General features: G+C 64.1%; 16 protein-coding genes. 7 read left to right on the top strand and 9 right to left on the bottom strand.

Going from position 1 to position 15957, the window contains the following annotated elements; translation table 11 throughout:
• Positions 1-20 precede the first annotated feature (20 nt).
• From GQB00_RS21540 to ftsY, 8 genes are all read right to left on the bottom strand, one after another.
• The gene (locus GQB00_RS21540; protein WP_228160730.1) at positions 21-1529 is read right to left on the bottom strand and encodes a sensor histidine kinase; all 1509 of its coding nucleotides are present in this window, start codon (positions 1527-1529) and stop codon (positions 21-23) included.
• Positions 1516-2196: a response regulator transcription factor gene (locus GQB00_RS21535; protein ID WP_111498546.1), complete on the bottom strand. Its 681-nt coding sequence runs from the start codon at positions 2194-2196 to the stop codon at positions 1516-1518. The genes GQB00_RS21540 and GQB00_RS21535 overlap by 14 nt, the downstream gene beginning before the upstream one ends.
• A 110-nt stretch (positions 2197-2306) precedes the next feature.
• Positions 2307-3086 carry a hydroxypyruvate isomerase gene (gene hyi / locus GQB00_RS21530; RefSeq protein ID WP_165857754.1) on the bottom strand — a complete coding sequence of 260 codons (780 nt, stop codon included), beginning with the start codon at positions 3084-3086 and terminating at the stop codon, positions 2307-2309.
• Between the two features lie 4 nt (positions 3087-3090).
• Positions 3091-4011, bottom strand: a complete 921-nt coding sequence (locus GQB00_RS21525) for an NAD(P)-dependent oxidoreductase (RefSeq protein WP_165857753.1) — start codon at positions 4009-4011, stop codon at positions 3091-3093.
• A gap of 156 nt (positions 4012-4167) precedes the next feature.
• Positions 4168-5034, bottom strand: coding sequence for an RNA polymerase sigma factor RpoH (gene rpoH / locus GQB00_RS21520; RefSeq protein ID WP_111498543.1), 867 nt, complete (start codon positions 5032-5034; stop codon positions 4168-4170).
• A 254-nt stretch (positions 5035-5288) separates the two neighbouring features.
• Entirely contained in the window at positions 5289-6281 is a 993-nt protein-coding gene (gene ftsX, locus GQB00_RS21515) for a permease-like cell division protein FtsX (RefSeq protein ID WP_165857752.1), read from the bottom strand.
• A complete protein-coding gene (gene ftsE / locus GQB00_RS21510) occupies positions 6271-6963 on the bottom strand; it encodes a cell division ATP-binding protein FtsE (protein ID WP_111498541.1) in 693 nt (230 codons plus the stop codon). Before ftsE ends, ftsX begins: the two co-directional genes overlap by 11 nt.
• Positions 6964-7001: 38 nt before the next feature.
• Positions 7002-8219: a signal recognition particle-docking protein FtsY gene (gene ftsY, locus GQB00_RS21505; RefSeq protein WP_165857751.1), complete on the bottom strand. Its 1218-nt coding sequence runs from the start codon at positions 8217-8219 to the stop codon at positions 7002-7004.
• A 199-nt stretch (positions 8220-8418) separates the two neighbouring features.
• Between ftsY and rsmD the strand changes: the two genes are divergently transcribed.
• Positions 8419-9036 carry a 16S rRNA (guanine(966)-N(2))-methyltransferase RsmD gene (rsmD, locus tag GQB00_RS21500; RefSeq protein ID WP_165857750.1) on the top strand — a complete coding sequence of 206 codons (618 nt, stop codon included), beginning with the start codon at positions 8419-8421 and terminating at the stop codon, positions 9034-9036.
• A gap of 79 nt (positions 9037-9115) precedes the next feature.
• On the opposite strand, the gene GQB00_RS21495 is transcribed toward rsmD, so the two are convergent.
• Positions 9116-10291 carry a fatty acid desaturase gene (locus GQB00_RS21495; RefSeq protein WP_165857749.1) on the bottom strand — a complete coding sequence of 392 codons (1176 nt, stop codon included), beginning with the start codon at positions 10289-10291 and terminating at the stop codon, positions 9116-9118.
• Positions 10292-10614: 323 nt separating this feature from the next.
• Here GQB00_RS21495 and mutM point away from each other — a divergent pair, with 323 nt between their 5' ends.
• The 6 genes from mutM (at position 10615) to GQB00_RS21465 (ending at position 15911) form a co-directional block, all read left to right on the top strand.
• Complete coding sequence (gene mutM, locus GQB00_RS21490) at positions 10615-11430, top strand: bifunctional DNA-formamidopyrimidine glycosylase/DNA-(apurinic or apyrimidinic site) lyase (protein WP_165857748.1); 816 nt, start codon at positions 10615-10617, stop codon at positions 11428-11430.
• Positions 11431-11633: 203 nt separating this feature from the next.
• Complete coding sequence (locus tag GQB00_RS21485; protein WP_111498536.1) at positions 11634-11963, top strand: hypothetical protein; 330 nt, start codon at positions 11634-11636, stop codon at positions 11961-11963.
• 78 nt (positions 11964-12041) lie between these two features.
• On the top strand, positions 12042-12722 hold the full coding sequence (gene yrfG / locus GQB00_RS21480; protein WP_165857747.1) for a GMP/IMP nucleotidase: 681 nt from the start codon (positions 12042-12044) through the stop codon (positions 12720-12722).
• 123 nt (positions 12723-12845) lie between these two features.
• Entirely contained in the window at positions 12846-13250 is a 405-nt protein-coding gene (hslR, locus tag GQB00_RS21475; protein ID WP_111498534.1) for a ribosome-associated heat shock protein Hsp15, read from the top strand.
• Positions 13251-13323: 73 nt separating this feature from the next.
• Positions 13324-14175, top strand: a complete 852-nt coding sequence (gene hslO, locus GQB00_RS21470; RefSeq protein WP_165857746.1) for an Hsp33 family molecular chaperone HslO — start codon at positions 13324-13326, stop codon at positions 14173-14175.
• A gap of 203 nt (positions 14176-14378) precedes the next feature.
• Positions 14379-15911: a phosphoenolpyruvate carboxykinase gene (locus tag GQB00_RS21465; RefSeq protein ID WP_111498532.1), complete on the top strand. Its 1533-nt coding sequence runs from the start codon at positions 14379-14381 to the stop codon at positions 15909-15911.
• The last annotated feature ends 46 nt before the right edge of the window (positions 15912-15957 follow it).

Here is a 15957-nt window from a genome sequence, read left to right as displayed (position 1 = left end):
AGGAACCAATCAGAGGCTCCTTACGTCTGGCGCAGGTGCGCGTCGTCGTCCTGCGCCGACGCGGCTTCCGGCTCTTTCTCCTCGCTGTCCGCCGACGTCACGGCCTGCTCCTGGGCCCGCAGCGCCTTGCGCTTGATGGGGCGATACAGCGGCAGGAAAACGTTCACGGACAGGCCGGGAAATTCCTCCTCGTCCGGGCGCCGGTCCTTCAGTTCGATACGGCCCTGATGGATCTCGGTAACCGCACTGACCAGGCTCAGCCCCAAACCGTTGCCCGGTAATGATCGGCTCTTGCCGACCCGGTAAAAGCGCTGGAAGACGTTGTCTTTCTCGCTGTCGGGGATGCCGATACCGCTGTCCGCCACTTCCAGCACCGCATCGCCGTCCTGAATATCCACCGCCACCCGGATGTCCCCGGATTCCGGCGTGTACTTGATGGCGTTGTCGATCAGGTTGGAGACCATCTGGAACAGCAGGTCGCGATCGCCCTCGATCTTCACGTCCTCGCGGATCGCCTGCTCGAAGGTCTGCTCCTTGTCTTCCGCCACCGCTTCATAGAGCTCGCAGGCGTCCGCCACCAGTTCACCAAGAGTGATCACCGTCTTGTCGGCCGCGTTACCCCGGGTTTCCAGACGGGCAATGCGCAGCAGGGCGTTGAAGGTCGCGAGCAGCTGATCTGCCTCGGTCACGGCCTTGGCCGCCTGGTCACGGGCCTCGTCGTTGTCCACCGCCAGCAGCGTGGTCTCCAGCTGGTTGCGCAGGCGCGTCAGGGGCGTGCGCAGATCGTGGGCGATGCTGTCGGAGACGTGGCGGATGCCTTCCATCAGGTAGACGATGCGGTCGAGCATCTGGTTGAGGTTCTCGGCCAGTTGGTCGAAATCGTCGCTGGTGCCGCGGGTGGGGATCCGCAGGGACAGATGGCCGTTCATGATGCGCCGGGAAATGGCGTTGATGACTTCAATGCGCTTGGTGGTGCTGCGGCTCATCATGAAGCCGCCCAGCAGGGCCAGCGCCAGGGTGATGCCCATGCCCCAGTTGATGGCGCGTTCGATCAGGCGCTTGAGGGTGGTCAGCTCCTGGACGTCGCGGCCCACCAGCAGGCGCAGGCCGCCCTGGACCTCGAACACCCGCGCCCGGGCCAGGCGCTCGGAGCCTTCCCAGCCGACGGCATCGTCGAGCGTGAAGTTGATCCAGCCGTTCTGGATCTGGGCTTCTTCCGGCCAGTGACTGAGGTTGCCGGCCAGCTTGAGGTAGTCGTCGGTGGCCAGCAGATAGAGGGACTTGGCGTTCGGGTCCCGGGAGACCCGCTCGCGAATGATGGTAATCAGGCCGTTGATGCCACGCCCCCGGTACTGCTCGGCGAGACCGGCGATTTCCGCCTCGATGGTTTCATCCGTCTGTTCGGTCATGAAACCGGCGGTTCGCCAGTAGATAAACGCCAGCAACAGGAAAACCGAGGTGGCAAAAACCACCATGTAGAGCAGTGCCAGCTGAAACGTGGAGGTTTTAAGCTGACTAAGTATCTTCACGCAACATGTATCCCGCGCCCCGAACCGTCTGCAGCAGCGGCGTATCGAATTCCTTGTCGATCTTTGCGCGCAGGCGGCTGATGTGCACATCGATCACGTTGGTCTGTGGATCGAAGTGGTAGTCCCACACCTTCTCCAGCAGCATCGTCCGGGTGACGACCTGCCCCGCATTACGCATCAGGTACTCCAGTAGCCGGAATTCCCGCGGCTGCACGTCGATGTTCTGGCCGGAGCGTTTGACCGTTCGCGCCAGCAGATCCATTTCCAGGTCCGCCACGCGCAGCACCGTCTCGGCTTCCGGCGACTGGCGGTTACGACGCACCAGGGCGTCGATCCGGGCCAGCAGTTCGGTGAACGAGAACGGCTTGGTCAGGTAATCGTCGCCGCCGCCGCGCAGACCTTCCACGCGGTCGTCCACGTCGCCCAGGGCGCTGAGGATCAGCACCGGCACGCTGTTTCCGGTGGCCCGCACGGTCTTGATGATGTTCAGACCGTCCATTCCCGGCAGCATGCGATCGACGATCATGATGTCGTAATCTTCGCTGGCCGCCAGCATGAGTCCATCCTTGCCATCGGCGGCGTGATCGACAACGAAGTCGGACTCCTTGAGTCCCTTGACCAGATAGGTTGCTACATCGTGATCGTCTTCAATTACCAGCGCTCTCACCGGTCAGGCCTCCCGCTATGCGTGAATGGATTGGCTACAGAGTACGAACCGCTACATTAAACAGCCAGTTAACATCTTGTAAGAGGGTGTCGCAATTGGCGACGGTCAGCTCATGGCGACGCTCTCAGCCACCCCAAGGTGTCCGGGGTGTCCCGGCTGGGGTGGTATTCGGCGCTCACCCAGCCACTGTACCCCATTTCGTCCAATGCTTTGAAAATAAAATCAAAGTTGATTTCCCCGGTGCCCGGTTCGTGGCGTCCGGGATTGTCAGCGAACTGGACGTGGCCCACCTGCGGTAAATACTGACGCAGGGAGCGCACCAGATCCCCGGACATGATCTGCATATGATACAGATCATACTGCAAAGCGACGTTGGGCTCGCCGGTTTCCGCCAGCACCGCCAGGGTTTTCCTGGCCGTGTCGAGGAAGAATCCCGGCATGTCTACGGTCGAGTTGATCGCCTCCGCCAACAGCGTGATGCCGTCCGGAGCCAGCCGTTGCGCCGCCCAGCGCAGGTTGTCCACAAGCGTCTGGCGGGCTTTGTCGTCGGCCAGGCCGTCGGGTCGGATGCCCGCGAGGCAATTGAGCTGTTGGCACTCCAGGGCCCGGGCGTACTCAAGGGCCTGGTCCACACCCTCGCGGAATTCGTTGATCCGGTCCGGCAGGCAGGCGATGCCGCGTTCGCCGCCATCCCAGTCCCCGGGCGGCAGGTTGAACAGCACCTGGGTCAGGCGGTGGTCGTCGAGTCGCTGGCGCAATTCGGCGGCCGGCCAGGGATAGGGAAACAGGTATTCAACGCCCGTGAAGCCATTCGCCGCAGCCGCGGCGAAACGATCCAGGAACGGGTACTCGGGGTACAGCAGGGTCAGGTTGGCGGCAAAGCGCGGCATGATGTTACTCCCGGTTGGCCTGGGCCCGCGGCGGCAGGTCGGCGGCGGTCATCCGGACGCCGTTGAGGTGTTCCAGGGCCAGCAGCAGGCCGCTGTGGTCCGCTTCTCCCTGGCCGTTGGCCAGAAGCGCCTGGTACTCGTCGTGGGTACGCTGGGCCAGGGGCAGCGTCAGCCCCTCGGCGCGGGCCTCATCGAGGATCATGCGCATGTCCTTGAGCTGGATCCGGGACGGCGCACCGGGTTCGAACCGGCGATCGATCATGCGCTGGCCATGCAGCTCCAGGATGCGGCTGCCGGCAAATCCGCCCATCAGCGCCTCGCGCACGGCTGCAGGGTCGGCGCCGCCCCGGGCCGCCAGAAGCAGGGCCTCGGACACGGCGCCGATGGTGATGCCGACGATGGCCTGGTTGGCAAGCTTGGCCAGTTGGCCGCTGCCGGCCGGGCCGATGTGGGTCACCTTGCCCAGGCTCTCCAGTACCGCACGGACGCGATCGAGCACGGCGCCTTCGCCCCCCGCCATGATGCTGAGCGTGGCGGATTCGGCCCCGACGGTGCCACCGGAGACGGGAGCATCCAGGTATCCGGCGCCGGCAGCGGCGCAACGGGCCGCGTGCTCGCGGGCCAGTGAGGGCGGTACGGAGCTCATATCGATCACGACCGCATCCGGCCGCAGCGCGTCGATCACGCCCTGCTCCACCAGCACGGCGTCCACCGCCGGGCCGCTCTCCAGCATGGTGATCACCACGTCGGCATCGGCCACGGCGCTCGCCGCTGTCGACGCCACCTCGGCGCGCGCGGCAAACGGCTCGCACTTGCTCGCGGTGCGGTTCCACAGGGTCATGGGGAAGCCGGCCTGGAGCAGGTTCTCCACCATCGGAGCCCCCATCAGGCCAACCCCCAGGAAGGCGATATGCGGTTGATTCATAACATCTTGCCGTCACGGATCGAATGGATAACCGGGATCATAGCGGATTCCGGACCATGCTGTGGAGTCGGCCGCCCCTGCCGGAGCCGGAAAACAAAAACGCCACTGACCTTTCGGGCAGTGGCGTTTCGATTAACCGCGGACAGGAATGCCGGATCAGGCGGGCTCGGGCTCGCCCATCTGCATGCGGATCTTCTTCATGGCGTTCTTTTCGAGCTGGCGAATCCGCTCAGCCGATACGCCGTATTTGTCCGCCAGCTCGTGTAGCGTGGACTTGCTCTCGGTCAGCCAGCGTTCGCGCAGGATATCCTGGCTGCGCTCGTCCAGACCGGTCAGCGCGTTCATCAGGCGCGTGTTGGAGTCCTCAGTCCAGTCGGACTGCTCCAGCTGCTGGGCCGGATCACCGCGGCGATCCTCCAGATAATAGGCCGGTGCCTGGTAGGCGTGGTCGTCGTCATCGTCCATCGGACCGTCGAACGCCGTGTCCTGGGAGGCCAGACGACCTTCCATCTCGCGAACCACCTTGGGCTCCACGCCCAGATCGGCGGCCACCGCCTTGAGTTCGTCCTGATTCAACCACGCCAGACGCTTCTTCTGGCTACGCAGATTGAAGAACAGCTTGCGTTGCGCCTTGGTGGTGGCCACTTTCACGATGCGCCAGTTGCGCAGGATGAACTCGTGAATCTCGGCCTTGATCCAGTGCACGGCAAAAGACACCAGGCGAACGCCATACTCCGGGTTGAAGCGCTTGACCGCTTTCATCAGGCCAACGTTGCCTTCCTGGATCAGGTCGGACTGGGCCAGCCCGTAACCGGAATAACTGCGGGCAATGTGAACCACAAAGCGCAGATGAGACATGACCAGGCGACGGGCCGCTTCCAGGTCGTTTTCCTGGTGCAGGCGCTCGGCCAGTTCCTTTTCCTCTGCGGCGGACAGCATCGGGATGCGGCCTGCGGCCTGAATGTAGGCCTCAAGATTGGCACCCGGAACCATTCGATCTGTCAGCTGTAAGCTTGTACCCATGCTTTTCCTCCGCAACGTGGCGACCCATTAATATAGCAATCAATGTTTTGATCGCCAAGCCGCCGCAAAGTTCCAATCAACGCATGATGAAACTTTTGAATTCAGTAGGTTAGCCCAAAATCAAACGCTGTCGGTTACAAAATAAAAGCGCGTTTGACGGCTTCCCTTCTCTCTAATGTCTACCATTGAACGGTGAAGACGCCATACGGTGAACCCGAAACGGATGGATCACCGGCACCCCTCTGACCGACGCCTCAACGACTTGCTTCAATCTGACTGGGTTCTATGGCATCCAGATGACGCTTCACCGCCAGCCAGGCCCCCAGCCACCCCAGCAGGACCGACACCACCAGCAGCGTCAGGGTACCGTCCCACGACAGGCCGGACAGTTCAAATTCGCTGCGGTAGAGGCTAGCCAGGCGCTGGACCGGGCCGCTGAGCCACCAAAGGGTCAGCTGCAGCAGGATGAAAGCGATGATGCCGCCGCCCAGGCCATACCAGATCCCCGTATAGAGAAAGGGGCGACGCACAAAGGCGTCGGTGCCACCGACCAGCTTGGCCACCAGAATCTCGTCCCGGCGGTTCTCGATGGCCAGACGAATGGTATTGCCGATCACCAGGATCACTGCCGCGGCGAGCAGCAGCCCCAGCGCCCAGACGCCCCGCCCCAGCAGGTCGGTCAGCGTATTGAGCCGCTGCAGCCAGCCCAGATCCACCTGAACCCGGGCGACGTTATCCAGCTTCTGGAGCGCCGCCATCAACTGTTCCATGCCGGCCTCGTTGCGAATGCCTTCGCTGGGCGTGAGCAGCAGGGTGTGCGGCAGGGGGTTCTCGTCCAGGTAATCCAGGGCGTCGGCCAGCCCGGACGAGGCGCGGAATTCCGCCAGGGCGTCGTCCCGGGTGATTTCACTGACGTCGGTGACGTCCGCCCGGCTGGCCACGCGGACGCGCAGCCGGTCCAGGTCTTCCAGCGTGGCGGACTGCTCGAGATAGACCGTTACCCGCGCGGTGCTTTCCCAGCCCGCGCTGACGCCCTGCAGGCTGCTCAGCAACAGCAGGAGCCCCACCGGCAGGGCCAGGGCAATGCCCATGACCAGCCAGGTCATCGCGCTGGCCACGGGGGACTGGACCAGGCGCTGGGCGCTGTCGCGGGCGGTCTTGCGATGGTGCAGGAGGTAGCTTTCCAGCAGCTCACGCCAGGGCGACCGGCTGGCGGCGGCACCGCGGTTGCGACGTTCAGACGCCATACAGCACCTCTTCGGACGGCATGCGGTCGCCGACGTTCAGCTCCCCCTGACGCAGGGTCAGCACGCGGCGCCCCATATGGCGAATCAGGGCAATGTCGTGACTGGCGATCAGCACGGTGACGCCCACCTGACTGAACTGCTCGAACAGGTGCATGATGTCCGCCGACAGCTCCGGGTCCAGGTTACCGGTGGGCTCGTCCGCCAGCAGCAGCGGCGGCTTGTTGACCACGGCCCGGGCGATGCCCACGCGCTGCTGTTCCCCGCCGGAGAGCTGGATCGGGTTCATCTTTTCCTTGTTGAGCAGGCCCACCTTGTCCAGCGCCGCACGCACGCGACGACCGATCTCCCGGTGCGGCACGCCGGTGACTTCCAGCGGCATGGCGACGTTGTCGAACACGGACCGGTCGAACAGGAGCTGGTGATTCTGGAAAACAACGCCGATATGGCGACGCACGAAGGGCACCTGACGGCGCGGCAGTTCGTTCAGACGCTGGCCACCGACGATCACGTGGCCGGCGCTGGGCCGCTCCATCAGGGTGATGAGCTTGAGCAGGGTACTCTTGCCGGCGCCGGAGTGGCCGGTGAGAAACGCCAGTTCGCCCCGGGCCATCTCAAAGCTGACGCCTTGCAGGGCCGTGTGGCCCCCTTCGTAGCGCTTGCTGACTTTCTCAAACTGGATCAACGGCTGTCCGTCCTGTCTGGCAAATTCCCGCGCGGGCCCTATTCGTCGAACAGGGCTTCGACGAAGGCTTCGGCTTCAAACGGACGCAGATCCTCGGCCTGCTCGCCGACGCCGATATAACGGATCGGCAGCTTGAGCTGACGGGCCACCGCAAAGATGATGCCGCCCTTGGCCGTACCATCCAGCTTGGTCAGGGTCACGCCGGTCACGCCGACTGCCTGCTGGAAGACCTGCGCCTGACTGAGGGCATTCTGACCGGTTCCGGCATCCAGTACCAGCATCACCTCGTGCGGGGTCTCGACGTCCAGCTTCTTCATGACGCGAACCACCTTCTCCAGCTCGCTCATGAGGTTGTCCTTGTTCTGCAGGCGCCCGGCGGTGTCGGCGATCACCACGTCGGTGCCGCGGGACTGGGCCGACTGCACGGCGTCGAAGATCACCGACGCGCTGTCGGCCCCGGTGTGCTGGGCGACGACCGGTACATCGTTACGTTCGCCCCAGACCTGCAGCTGTTCCACTGCAGCCGCCCGGAAGGTGTCGCCGGCAGCCAGCATGACCGACTTGCCCTCAGCCTTGAACTTGCGCGCCATCTTGCCGATGGTGGTGGTCTTGCCCACGCCGTTGACGCCGACAACGAGGATCACGTAGGGCTTCTTGCTGCCGTCGATGGTCAGCGGCTGGGTGCTGTCCGCCAGCAGGCCGCGCAGCTCGTCCTTCAGCGCCTTGCGCACCGCGTCGCCGTCCTTGAGCTGCTTGCGCTCGAGCTTCTCGGTCAGCGAATCGATGATCTCGGTGGTGGCGGTGATGCCCACGTCGGCGGTCAGCAGGGTGGTCTCGATCTCTTCCAGCAGATCCTCGTCCACCGATTTGCCCGCCGAGAACAGGTCCGCCAGGCCGGACCCCAGATTGGCGCGGGTCTTACCCAGGCCCTGCTTGATGCGCTGAAACACACTGGCGGAGGTTTCCGGCTCGGGTTCCTCGACGGGCTCGGGCGCCGCTTCGGGCCTGGCTTCGACCTCCGGTTCAGGTTCCGCCGCTGCCGGGGATTCGGCGACGGGCGGCTCTTCGGTCTCAACCGGGGCTTTGGCGTCCTGCGATGGCTCCGCCTCGACAGGCTCGGCACCGGGCTGGGCTTCCGGTTTGCGCTGGGGAACGGCCTTGGGGCGCGGGAGGTTCCGACGCTTGCCCACAAGCTCCGCCACAAACACAAGAACCAGCAGGGCCAGCAGGCCCGTCATAATCCACTCTGCCATCATATTGCAGTTCCGTCGGTCAAGAAGGTGAGACATCGAAGGGGCGGCGCCGATGGGCGGCGCACGCCATCAGAACGGCGTATTCTAGCGACCTGGCCAAGGATCGTCCAAACCGGCGCCGCTTTTGGGTACACTGCGCTTCATTCGGGCCGCGCCGGGCGACGGCCCGCGTCATTCAAGACATCGCTAACCGGGCCAATCCATGCCTCGCAAAACGTCCCAAAAATCCGGCTCTGCCCGCCGCGGCGGCCGCTCTGCACCGGTCGAGACCGGCGAACTCCGCATCATCGGTGGCGAATGGCGCAGCCGGCGACTGACGTTTCCCGCCGTGGGTGGGGTGCGTCCGACTCCGTCCCGGGTGCGCGAAACCCTGTTCAACTGGTTGATGCCGGTGGTGCCCGGGGCCCGCTGCCTGGACCTGTTCGCCGGCAGCGGCGTGCTGGGGTTGGAGGCCCTGTCGCGGGGCGCCGCCGACGTCACCTTCGTCGATCATACCCGCGCCCTGACAGACGCCCTGCGCAACAACCTGGGCGTGCTGAAAAGCCGCTCCGGCCAGGTGGCCTGCGAGGATGTGGCGGCGTTCCTGGCGCGCGCCCCCGAGGCGCCGATGGACATCCTGATGATGGATGCCCCCTTCCGCCAGGACTGGCTCAGCCGCCTGCTGCCCCTGATTGATGAGAACGACTGGGTGGGCCCGGGCAGTTGGATCTACCTGGAGCACGAGAAGGAACTGGCGGGCGTGGGCGTGCCGGCCCACTGGTCGCTGCACCGCGAGAAAACCGCCGGTCAGGTGTGCTGCCGGCTGTATCGCATCGAATAGAAAGCCGAATGGAAAGCGTGCCGTGAAGCGAAAGTGACGCCCGGCACAGGGATCCCGCGCCGGGTGCTCGCGCCCGGACTTAGGCCGGACGCAGGGCGTAGGACTTGAGGTGCGCGGCGAAATCCTCGAGATAACGGATGCCGCTCTCCTCCGCCTCACGACACCATTGAGCCAGGGCGTGCAGCTTGTCCTGCGGCTTGACGCCGCGGCGACGCCACAGGGCCTGCAGCTCGTGGCTCTTGTCGTAGATCTGGCGCAGTACCGCGTTGCGCTCCAGCAGGGAATCCAGCTGTTTCTGGTCGCGCGGCTGGATCAGGGTCACTTCCCGTGACAGCAGTTTGCGCGCCCGCCGATACAGCGGCTTGATGTCCTCTTCCATCACCGTCTTCTGCTGACGCAGCACCGGCTCCAGCACGCGCTTGCGGTACTGGCGCATGATGTCGAACCGGTTGTTGGCGATCGCCTGGACGGTTTCCACATCCATATCCAGCTTGCCCGGCACCCGGTGCGCGATGGGTCGGTAGCCCTTGGGCTTGGCCAGCTTGAAGAACTGGAACAGGCGGATGTATCCCCAGCCGATGTCCACTTCGTACCAGCGCCGCGACAGCTTGGCGGAATTGGGATAGGTGTGGTGGTTGTTGTGCAGCTCCTCGCCGCCGACGATCAGGCCCCAGGGGCTGATGTTGCGGGCGTTGTCCGCACACTCGAAATTGCGGTAGCCGAAATAGTGACCGATGCCGTTGATCACGCCGGCCGCCCAGAACGGGATCCACATCATCTGGACCGCCCAGATCCAGATGCCATTCACGCCGAACAGCACCAGATTGAGCACGGCCATCAGGGCAATGCCCGCCATGCGGTGGCGCGAGTAGACGTTACGCTCGATCCAGTCTTCCGGCGTGCGCTGACCGTAACGCTCCAGGGTCTCCGGCGTGGCCGCATCCCGGTAGAGCTCGGCGCCCTCGGACAACACCTTCTTCAGGCCTTTGACCACCGGACTGTGCGGATCCTCTTCGGTCTCGCAGGTGGCGTGGTGCTTGCGATGGATGGCAGTCCATTCCTTGGTATTCTGGGCGGTGGTCAACCACAGCCAGAAACGGAAAAAATGCGACAGCACGGGGTGCAGATCCAGCGAGTTGTGCGCGGAATGGCGGTGCAGATACAGGGTGACGCTGACAATGGTCACGTGGGTCATGGCCAGAACGACCAGCACCAGCTGCCAGGCCGAAAGGTCCAGGAGACCGTTGTACCACATAGGTAATGTCCTCAGAGAAATAGCGAGCGCGAAAAGACGATCCTTATCTCCCCGCCTTGGGAACCTGACGTTCTCAGTGGCTTCCGGTCATTGTCGTTGATTGGATGAGCCCCTGAACTGTTCGCAGTCTAGCTGACACCTGTAAGCTACAACAAGGGTCGAATAGGAAACAGATTGCTTCTGTGACCGCCTGCACCGGCGCGTTGCCGGCGATTGCCGATTGTGTGCCCCGGTAACGAATTGTGGCGGATGCGCCGCATTGACATTGGCGCCGGGTGGGCGACAATCCGCCCTCAGCTGACCGGTCCCGCAAGGATATTCCCGTGCCCGAACTCCCCGAAGTCGAAACCACCCGTCGCGGCATCGCCCCGTTCCTGGAGCAGCGCACCATCCGCTCGGTCCAGGTGCACGAACCGCGCCTGCGCTGGCCGATCCCCGACGACCTGGCGCAGCACCTCACCGGCCAGTTGGCGCGGGAAGTCGACCGCCGCGCCAAATACCTGCTGGTGCGCTTCGACAGTGGCACGCTGATGATCCACCTGGGCATGTCCGGCAGCCTGCGCATCGTCACCGACGGCAGCCCGCGACTGACCCACGACCACGTGGAGCTGGACCTGGGCGACAATCACCGGCTGCTGTACAACGACCCGCGGCGCTTCGGCGCCTGGTTGTGGAGCGACGACCCGGACGCCCACCCGCTGATCAGCCATCTGGGCCCGGAGCCGCTGGACCCGGTGGCCTTTACCGGCCATCAGCTCTACCGCCAGTCCCGCGGCCGCAGCACGGCGATCAAGACCTTCATCATGGACAGCCGAATCGTCGTCGGCGTGGGCAACATCTACGCCAACGAAGCCCTATACATGGCCGGCATCCACCCCAAGCGCCCCGCCGGCAAGGTGGGCAAGGCGCGCATGATGCGCCTGGTGGAAGCCATCCGGGAGATCCTCACCGCCGCCATCCTCATGGGCGGCACCACCCTGCGCGACTTCATCAACAGCGACGGCAAACCGGGCTACTTTGCCCAGTCTCTCAACGTCTACGGGCGCGGCGGCGAGCCCTGCCGCCACTGCGACACGCCGTTGAAGGAAATCCGCCTCGGCCAGCGTTCCACGGTCTACTGCCCCCGCTGCCAGCGCTGACCGACCGATTGCTGATCCCGACGTTTGAAATTACAGGGATTTGGTACATAGTTAAGGGACCGCAGGGGGCTCTTCGCGGACGATTTTTCTGTGCCCGGATTCGGGCTCTGGAAACGTTCGAGGCATCCGTCAGGAAGGACCCATCCCGCACGGTTGGCGGGGGAATGCCCTCGCCCAGGTGTACCGATTCCAGGAGCAGAACGATGATCACCAAGCTTGTCCGTGTATGTACCATGACCCTGGCCATGACCCTGATGGCCTTTTCCTCAATCAGCCACGCCCAGTCCATGGACAATGAGCCAAACGCGGCCGAGATGGCGGCCGATGCGGTGATCGCGCGCCCGCTGCTGCTGGCCACGACCGTGGTCGGCACCGCCGTCTACATCGTTTCCCTGCCCTTCTCCCTGCTGGGCGGCAACGCCGCCGATGCCGGTGAAAAACTGGTGCTGGGCCCGGCCCGCTCCACCTTCGTGCGTTGCCTGGGCTGCATCCATTCCGGCCGCAAGCAGGATACGGTTGGCGCCGCGGACTAGTCACGGCAAGGCCCTATTGCCCCCTCACCGGGATTGCGGCAGTCTGGCGGCACATTCTTTAACCGCGGGACTGCCGCCATGATCGACTGGCCAGCGCTCGATACCGTGTTCCTGGATATGGATGGAACACTGCTGGACCTGCACTTCGACAGCCATTTCTGGCTCGAACACCTGCCCCGTCGCTACGCCGAACTCAAGGCCATCAGCCACGAGGATGCCCGGGCCCACATCATTCCCCGGATCGAGTCGGAAAAAGGCTCCCTGCAGTGGTACTGCGTGGACTACTGGAGCGATCGCCTGGACGTCGACATCACCGCCCTCAAGCGCGAAGTCGGCGACCGCATTGCCTACCGTCCGCACGCCCGGGCCTTCATGTCGGCGATTCGCGCCAGCGGCCGGCGCTGTGTGATCGTCACCAACTGCCACCCCAAACCGCTGGCCCTGAAGCTGGAGAAAACCGGCCTGGATCAGCATGTTGACCGGGTCCTGTCGACCCACGACTTCGGGCGCCCCAAGGAAGACCTCCAGTTCTGGGCCGACCTGGCCGACACCGAGCCCTATCGCCCGGAACGCACCCTGATGGTGGACGACAGCCTGCCGGTACTGGACAGCGCCCGTCGCGCCGGCATCGGGCACCTGCTGGCGATTCTGGCACCGGACAGCCGCGAGCCGGTGCGACCGGCCCACGACGGGCTGGCGTCGATCGCGCACTTCGATGAACTCCTGCATCCGGTCAGCGGCGAGCCCATTGCCCGGTAAGAGGATTTTCCGATCAGGGTCTTCGAGCATTCCTATCGTCCCATCGCCGGGCTGATCACGTTATACTGACGGGTAACGACGTCATGGCGACAGCAGGTATCGACCGACTAGAACCGGAGCATCATGAGTTCAACGGACACGAGTGACCGTGTGCGGCTCGACAAATGGCTTTGGGCCGCACGTTTCTACAAGACCCGGACCATTGCCAAGGAAGCCATCGAAGGCGGCAAGGTCCACTACAACAGCCAGCGCACCAAGCCCGGCAAGGCCGTGGAAGTGGGCGCTCGGCTGCGCCTGAGACTGGGCCACCAGGAGAAGGAAGTCGTCATCGACGACATCAGCGACCGCCGCCGCGGCGCACCCGAGGCCCAGAAGCTCTACCACGAGACACAGGAAAGCGAGAAGCGGCGCGAGGAAATGGCCTGGCAGCGCAAGACCATGCAGGCCGCCCAGCTGCCCCCCGCCCGCCGGCCGACCAAGAAGGACCGCCGCGACCTGCAACGCTTCCGTGAGCAGCAGGGACTGTAGGTCCGGCACGGCCCGCACAGTCGCCTGCACAACCGAAACCGAATTATCCGCGTATTCCGCAAGAGGTCCGTACATGGCTTTGGACGATCAGTTCCAGCGATTCCTTTTTGAAGACAGCCAGGTCCGGGGCGAGTGGGTGCGCCTGTCCGACAGCTATCGCGAAATCCTGTCCCAGGCCGCCTACCCCGACCGCATCCAGCATCTGCTGGGCGAAACCCTGAGCGCCAGTGTGCTGCTGTCCGGCACCCTCAAGTTCGAGGGCTCGCTGTCCATCCAGGCCCAGGGCGAAGGGCCGGTTCGCATGCTGCTGGCCGAGTGCAGCCACGACCGGGCGGTACGCGGTATCGCCCGCTACGAGACGGCACCCGACGGCGAAAGCCTGGACGAGCTGCTCGGCGAGGGGCGCATGGCGATCACCATCACTCCGGATCGCGGCCAGCGCTACCAGGGCGTGGTGCCGCGCGAGCACGACAGCCTGTCGGAGTGCCTGGAAGACTATTTCGAACGGTCCGAGCAGATTGCCACGCGCCTGTTCCTGTTCGCCGACGGCGAGCAGGCCGCCGGCCTGATGCTGCAGCGCCTGCCGGGCGCCACCAGCGCCGACGACGATCTATGGCAACGGGTCGGCCACCTGGCCAGTACCATCAAGGCGGAGGAGCTGCTGGGTCTGGACAGCGAAACCGTGCTGCATCGCCTGTTCCACGAAGAAACGCTGCGTCTGTTCGATCCGGAAACGGTGCGTTTCCAGTGCAGCTGCTCCCGGGAGCGTACCCTGGCCGCGCTGGAATCCGTCGGCAAGGACGAGTGCTACAGCATTCTCGATGAGCAGGGCTCCATCGAGATGGATTGCCAGTTCTGCCATACGCAGTACCGGTTTGACCGGAACGAGATCGATCAACTGTTCCACGGACACCCACTGCACTGAGCACGCTGCCGGGAGCCGTTCGAAATGCCCGCAAAGCCGTCAACCACGGGCTTTGCGGGCAGTCGTTTTTTGAACAGCTCTCTGGCATAATAGCGCGCCTGTGCGAATCCGATTGTTCATAAAACCGCCAGATTCGGGTGGGTTAGCCCGCCTCCTGCGCCGGATCGAACAATGCCGAAACTACTCGAGGGCGAGGTCGAGAAGTGAGTAACACTTACACTGATTTGAGTACAGCACGACTGGTCGAACTGGCGCTGGAGCGCAAAGAAGGCCGTCTGGCTGCCAACGGGTCACTGGTTGTCAAAACCGGCAAGCGGACCGGCCGTTCACCGATGGACCGGTTCATCGTCGAGGAGCCCAGCACCTCCGACGCGATCCACTGGGGCCCGATCAACCGCCCCATCGACGGGGACAAGTTCGACGCCCTGTGGGACCGGGTTGAAGCCTACCTGGCGGACAAGACCCAGTTCGTATCTCACGTCCACGTCGGTTCCGATCCGGAGCACTACCTGCCGGTCAAGATGACCACCGAAACCGCCTGGCAGAACCTGTTCGGCCGCACCCTGTTCATCCGCCCGGACAGCTTCAACCCGGCGGACAAGCAGGAGTGGCAGATTCTCAACGCCGCCGGATTCCAGTGCGATCCCGAGCGCGACGGCACCAACAGCGACGGCACGGTGATGATCAACTTTGCCAAGCGCAAGGTGCTGATCGCCGGCATGCACTACGCCGGTGAGATGAAGAAGGCCATGTTCTCCGTGCAGAACTTCCTGCTGCCGGAAAAAGACGTGCTGCCGATGCACTGCTCCGCCAACGTTGGCGAAGACGGCGAAACCTGCCTGTTCTTCGGCCTGTCCGGCACCGGCAAGACTACCCTGTCCGCCGATCCGGATCGCTTCCTGATCGGTGACGACGAGCACGGCTGGGGCCCGGGCACGGTCTTCAACATCGAAGGCGGCTGCTACGCCAAGTGCATCGACCTGAGCCAGAAGAACGAGCCGATCATCTGGGACGCCATCCGCTTCGGCGCCATCGTCGAAAACGTGGTGATCGACGACGAGACCCGCGAGCCGGACTACACCGACGTTTCCCTGACCGAGAATTCTCGCTGCGCCTACCCGCTGGAGCACGTTGAGAAGCGCGTCCTCGAGAACCGCGCCGGCGAGCCATCGTCCATCGTCTTCCTGACCTGCGACATGACCGGCGTCCTGCCGCCCGTGTCCCTGCTCAACAAGGAAGCGGCGGCCTACCACTTCCTGAGCGGCTACACCGCGCTGGTGGGCTCCACCGAGATGGGCTCGTCCTCCAAGCTGAAATCCACCTTCTCCACCTGCTTCGGCGCACCGTTCTTCCCGCGCCCGGCCGGCGTCTACGCCGAGCTGCTGATGAAGCGGATGGAAGAGTTCGGCAGCAAGGTCTACCTGGTCAACACCGGCTGGACCGGCGGCCCCTACGGTGTCGGCGAGCGTTTCAGCATCCCCACCACCCGCGGCATCATCAGCGCCATCCAGAACGGCGACCTGGAAGGTGCCGAGGTGGAACACCTGGACAAGCTGAACCTGGACGTACCGACCAACGTTCCGGGCGTGGACAGCAAGCTGCTGAACCCGCGCAACACCTGGAGCGATCCGGCCGAGTACGACGCCAAGGCCCAGGAACTGATCAACCAGTTCGTCGACAACTTTACCAAGTTCGACGTTTCCGACGCCATCGTGGCGGCAGGCCCCAAAGCCTGATCCGGAACGGTTGTTTGAGAAAGGCGCCCGATGGGCGCCTTTTTTG

The organism is Marinobacter sp. JSM 1782161 (assembly GCF_011421605.1).
Classification (GTDB): Bacteria; Pseudomonadota; Gammaproteobacteria; order Pseudomonadales; family Oleiphilaceae; genus Marinobacter_A; species Marinobacter_A bohaiensis.
The sequence above is the reverse complement of the archived record's forward strand: the minus strand, read 5'-3'. Positions and strand labels throughout refer to the sequence as shown.

Coding starts and splice junctions, on each gene's coding strand:
- hyi (WP_165857754.1), bottom strand. CDS start 3,086: ATGCCGCGCTTTGCCGCCAACCTGACCCTGCTGTACCCCGAGTACCCG.
- GQB00_RS21525 (WP_165857753.1), bottom strand. CDS start 4,011: ATGAATCAACCGCATATCGCCTTCCTGGGGGTTGGCCTGATGGGGGCT.
- rpoH (WP_111498543.1), bottom strand. CDS start 5,034: ATGGGTACAAGCTTACAGCTGACAGATCGAATGGTTCCGGGTGCCAAT.
- ftsX (WP_165857752.1), bottom strand. CDS start 6,281: ATGGCGTCTGAACGTCGCAACCGCGGTGCCGCCGCCAGCCGGTCGCCC.
- ftsY (WP_165857751.1), bottom strand. CDS start 8,219: ATGATGGCAGAGTGGATTATGACGGGCCTGCTGGCCCTGCTGGTTCTT.
- rsmD (WP_165857750.1), top strand. CDS start 8,419: ATGCCTCGCAAAACGTCCCAAAAATCCGGCTCTGCCCGCCGCGGCGGC.
- GQB00_RS21495 (WP_165857749.1), bottom strand. CDS start 10,291: ATGTGGTACAACGGTCTCCTGGACCTTTCGGCCTGGCAGCTGGTGCTG.
- GQB00_RS21485 (WP_111498536.1), top strand. CDS start 11,634: ATGATCACCAAGCTTGTCCGTGTATGTACCATGACCCTGGCCATGACC.
- yrfG (WP_165857747.1), top strand. CDS start 12,042: ATGATCGACTGGCCAGCGCTCGATACCGTGTTCCTGGATATGGATGGA.
- hslR (WP_111498534.1), top strand. CDS start 12,846: ATGAGTTCAACGGACACGAGTGACCGTGTGCGGCTCGACAAATGGCTT.
- hslO (WP_165857746.1), top strand. CDS start 13,324: ATGGCTTTGGACGATCAGTTCCAGCGATTCCTTTTTGAAGACAGCCAG.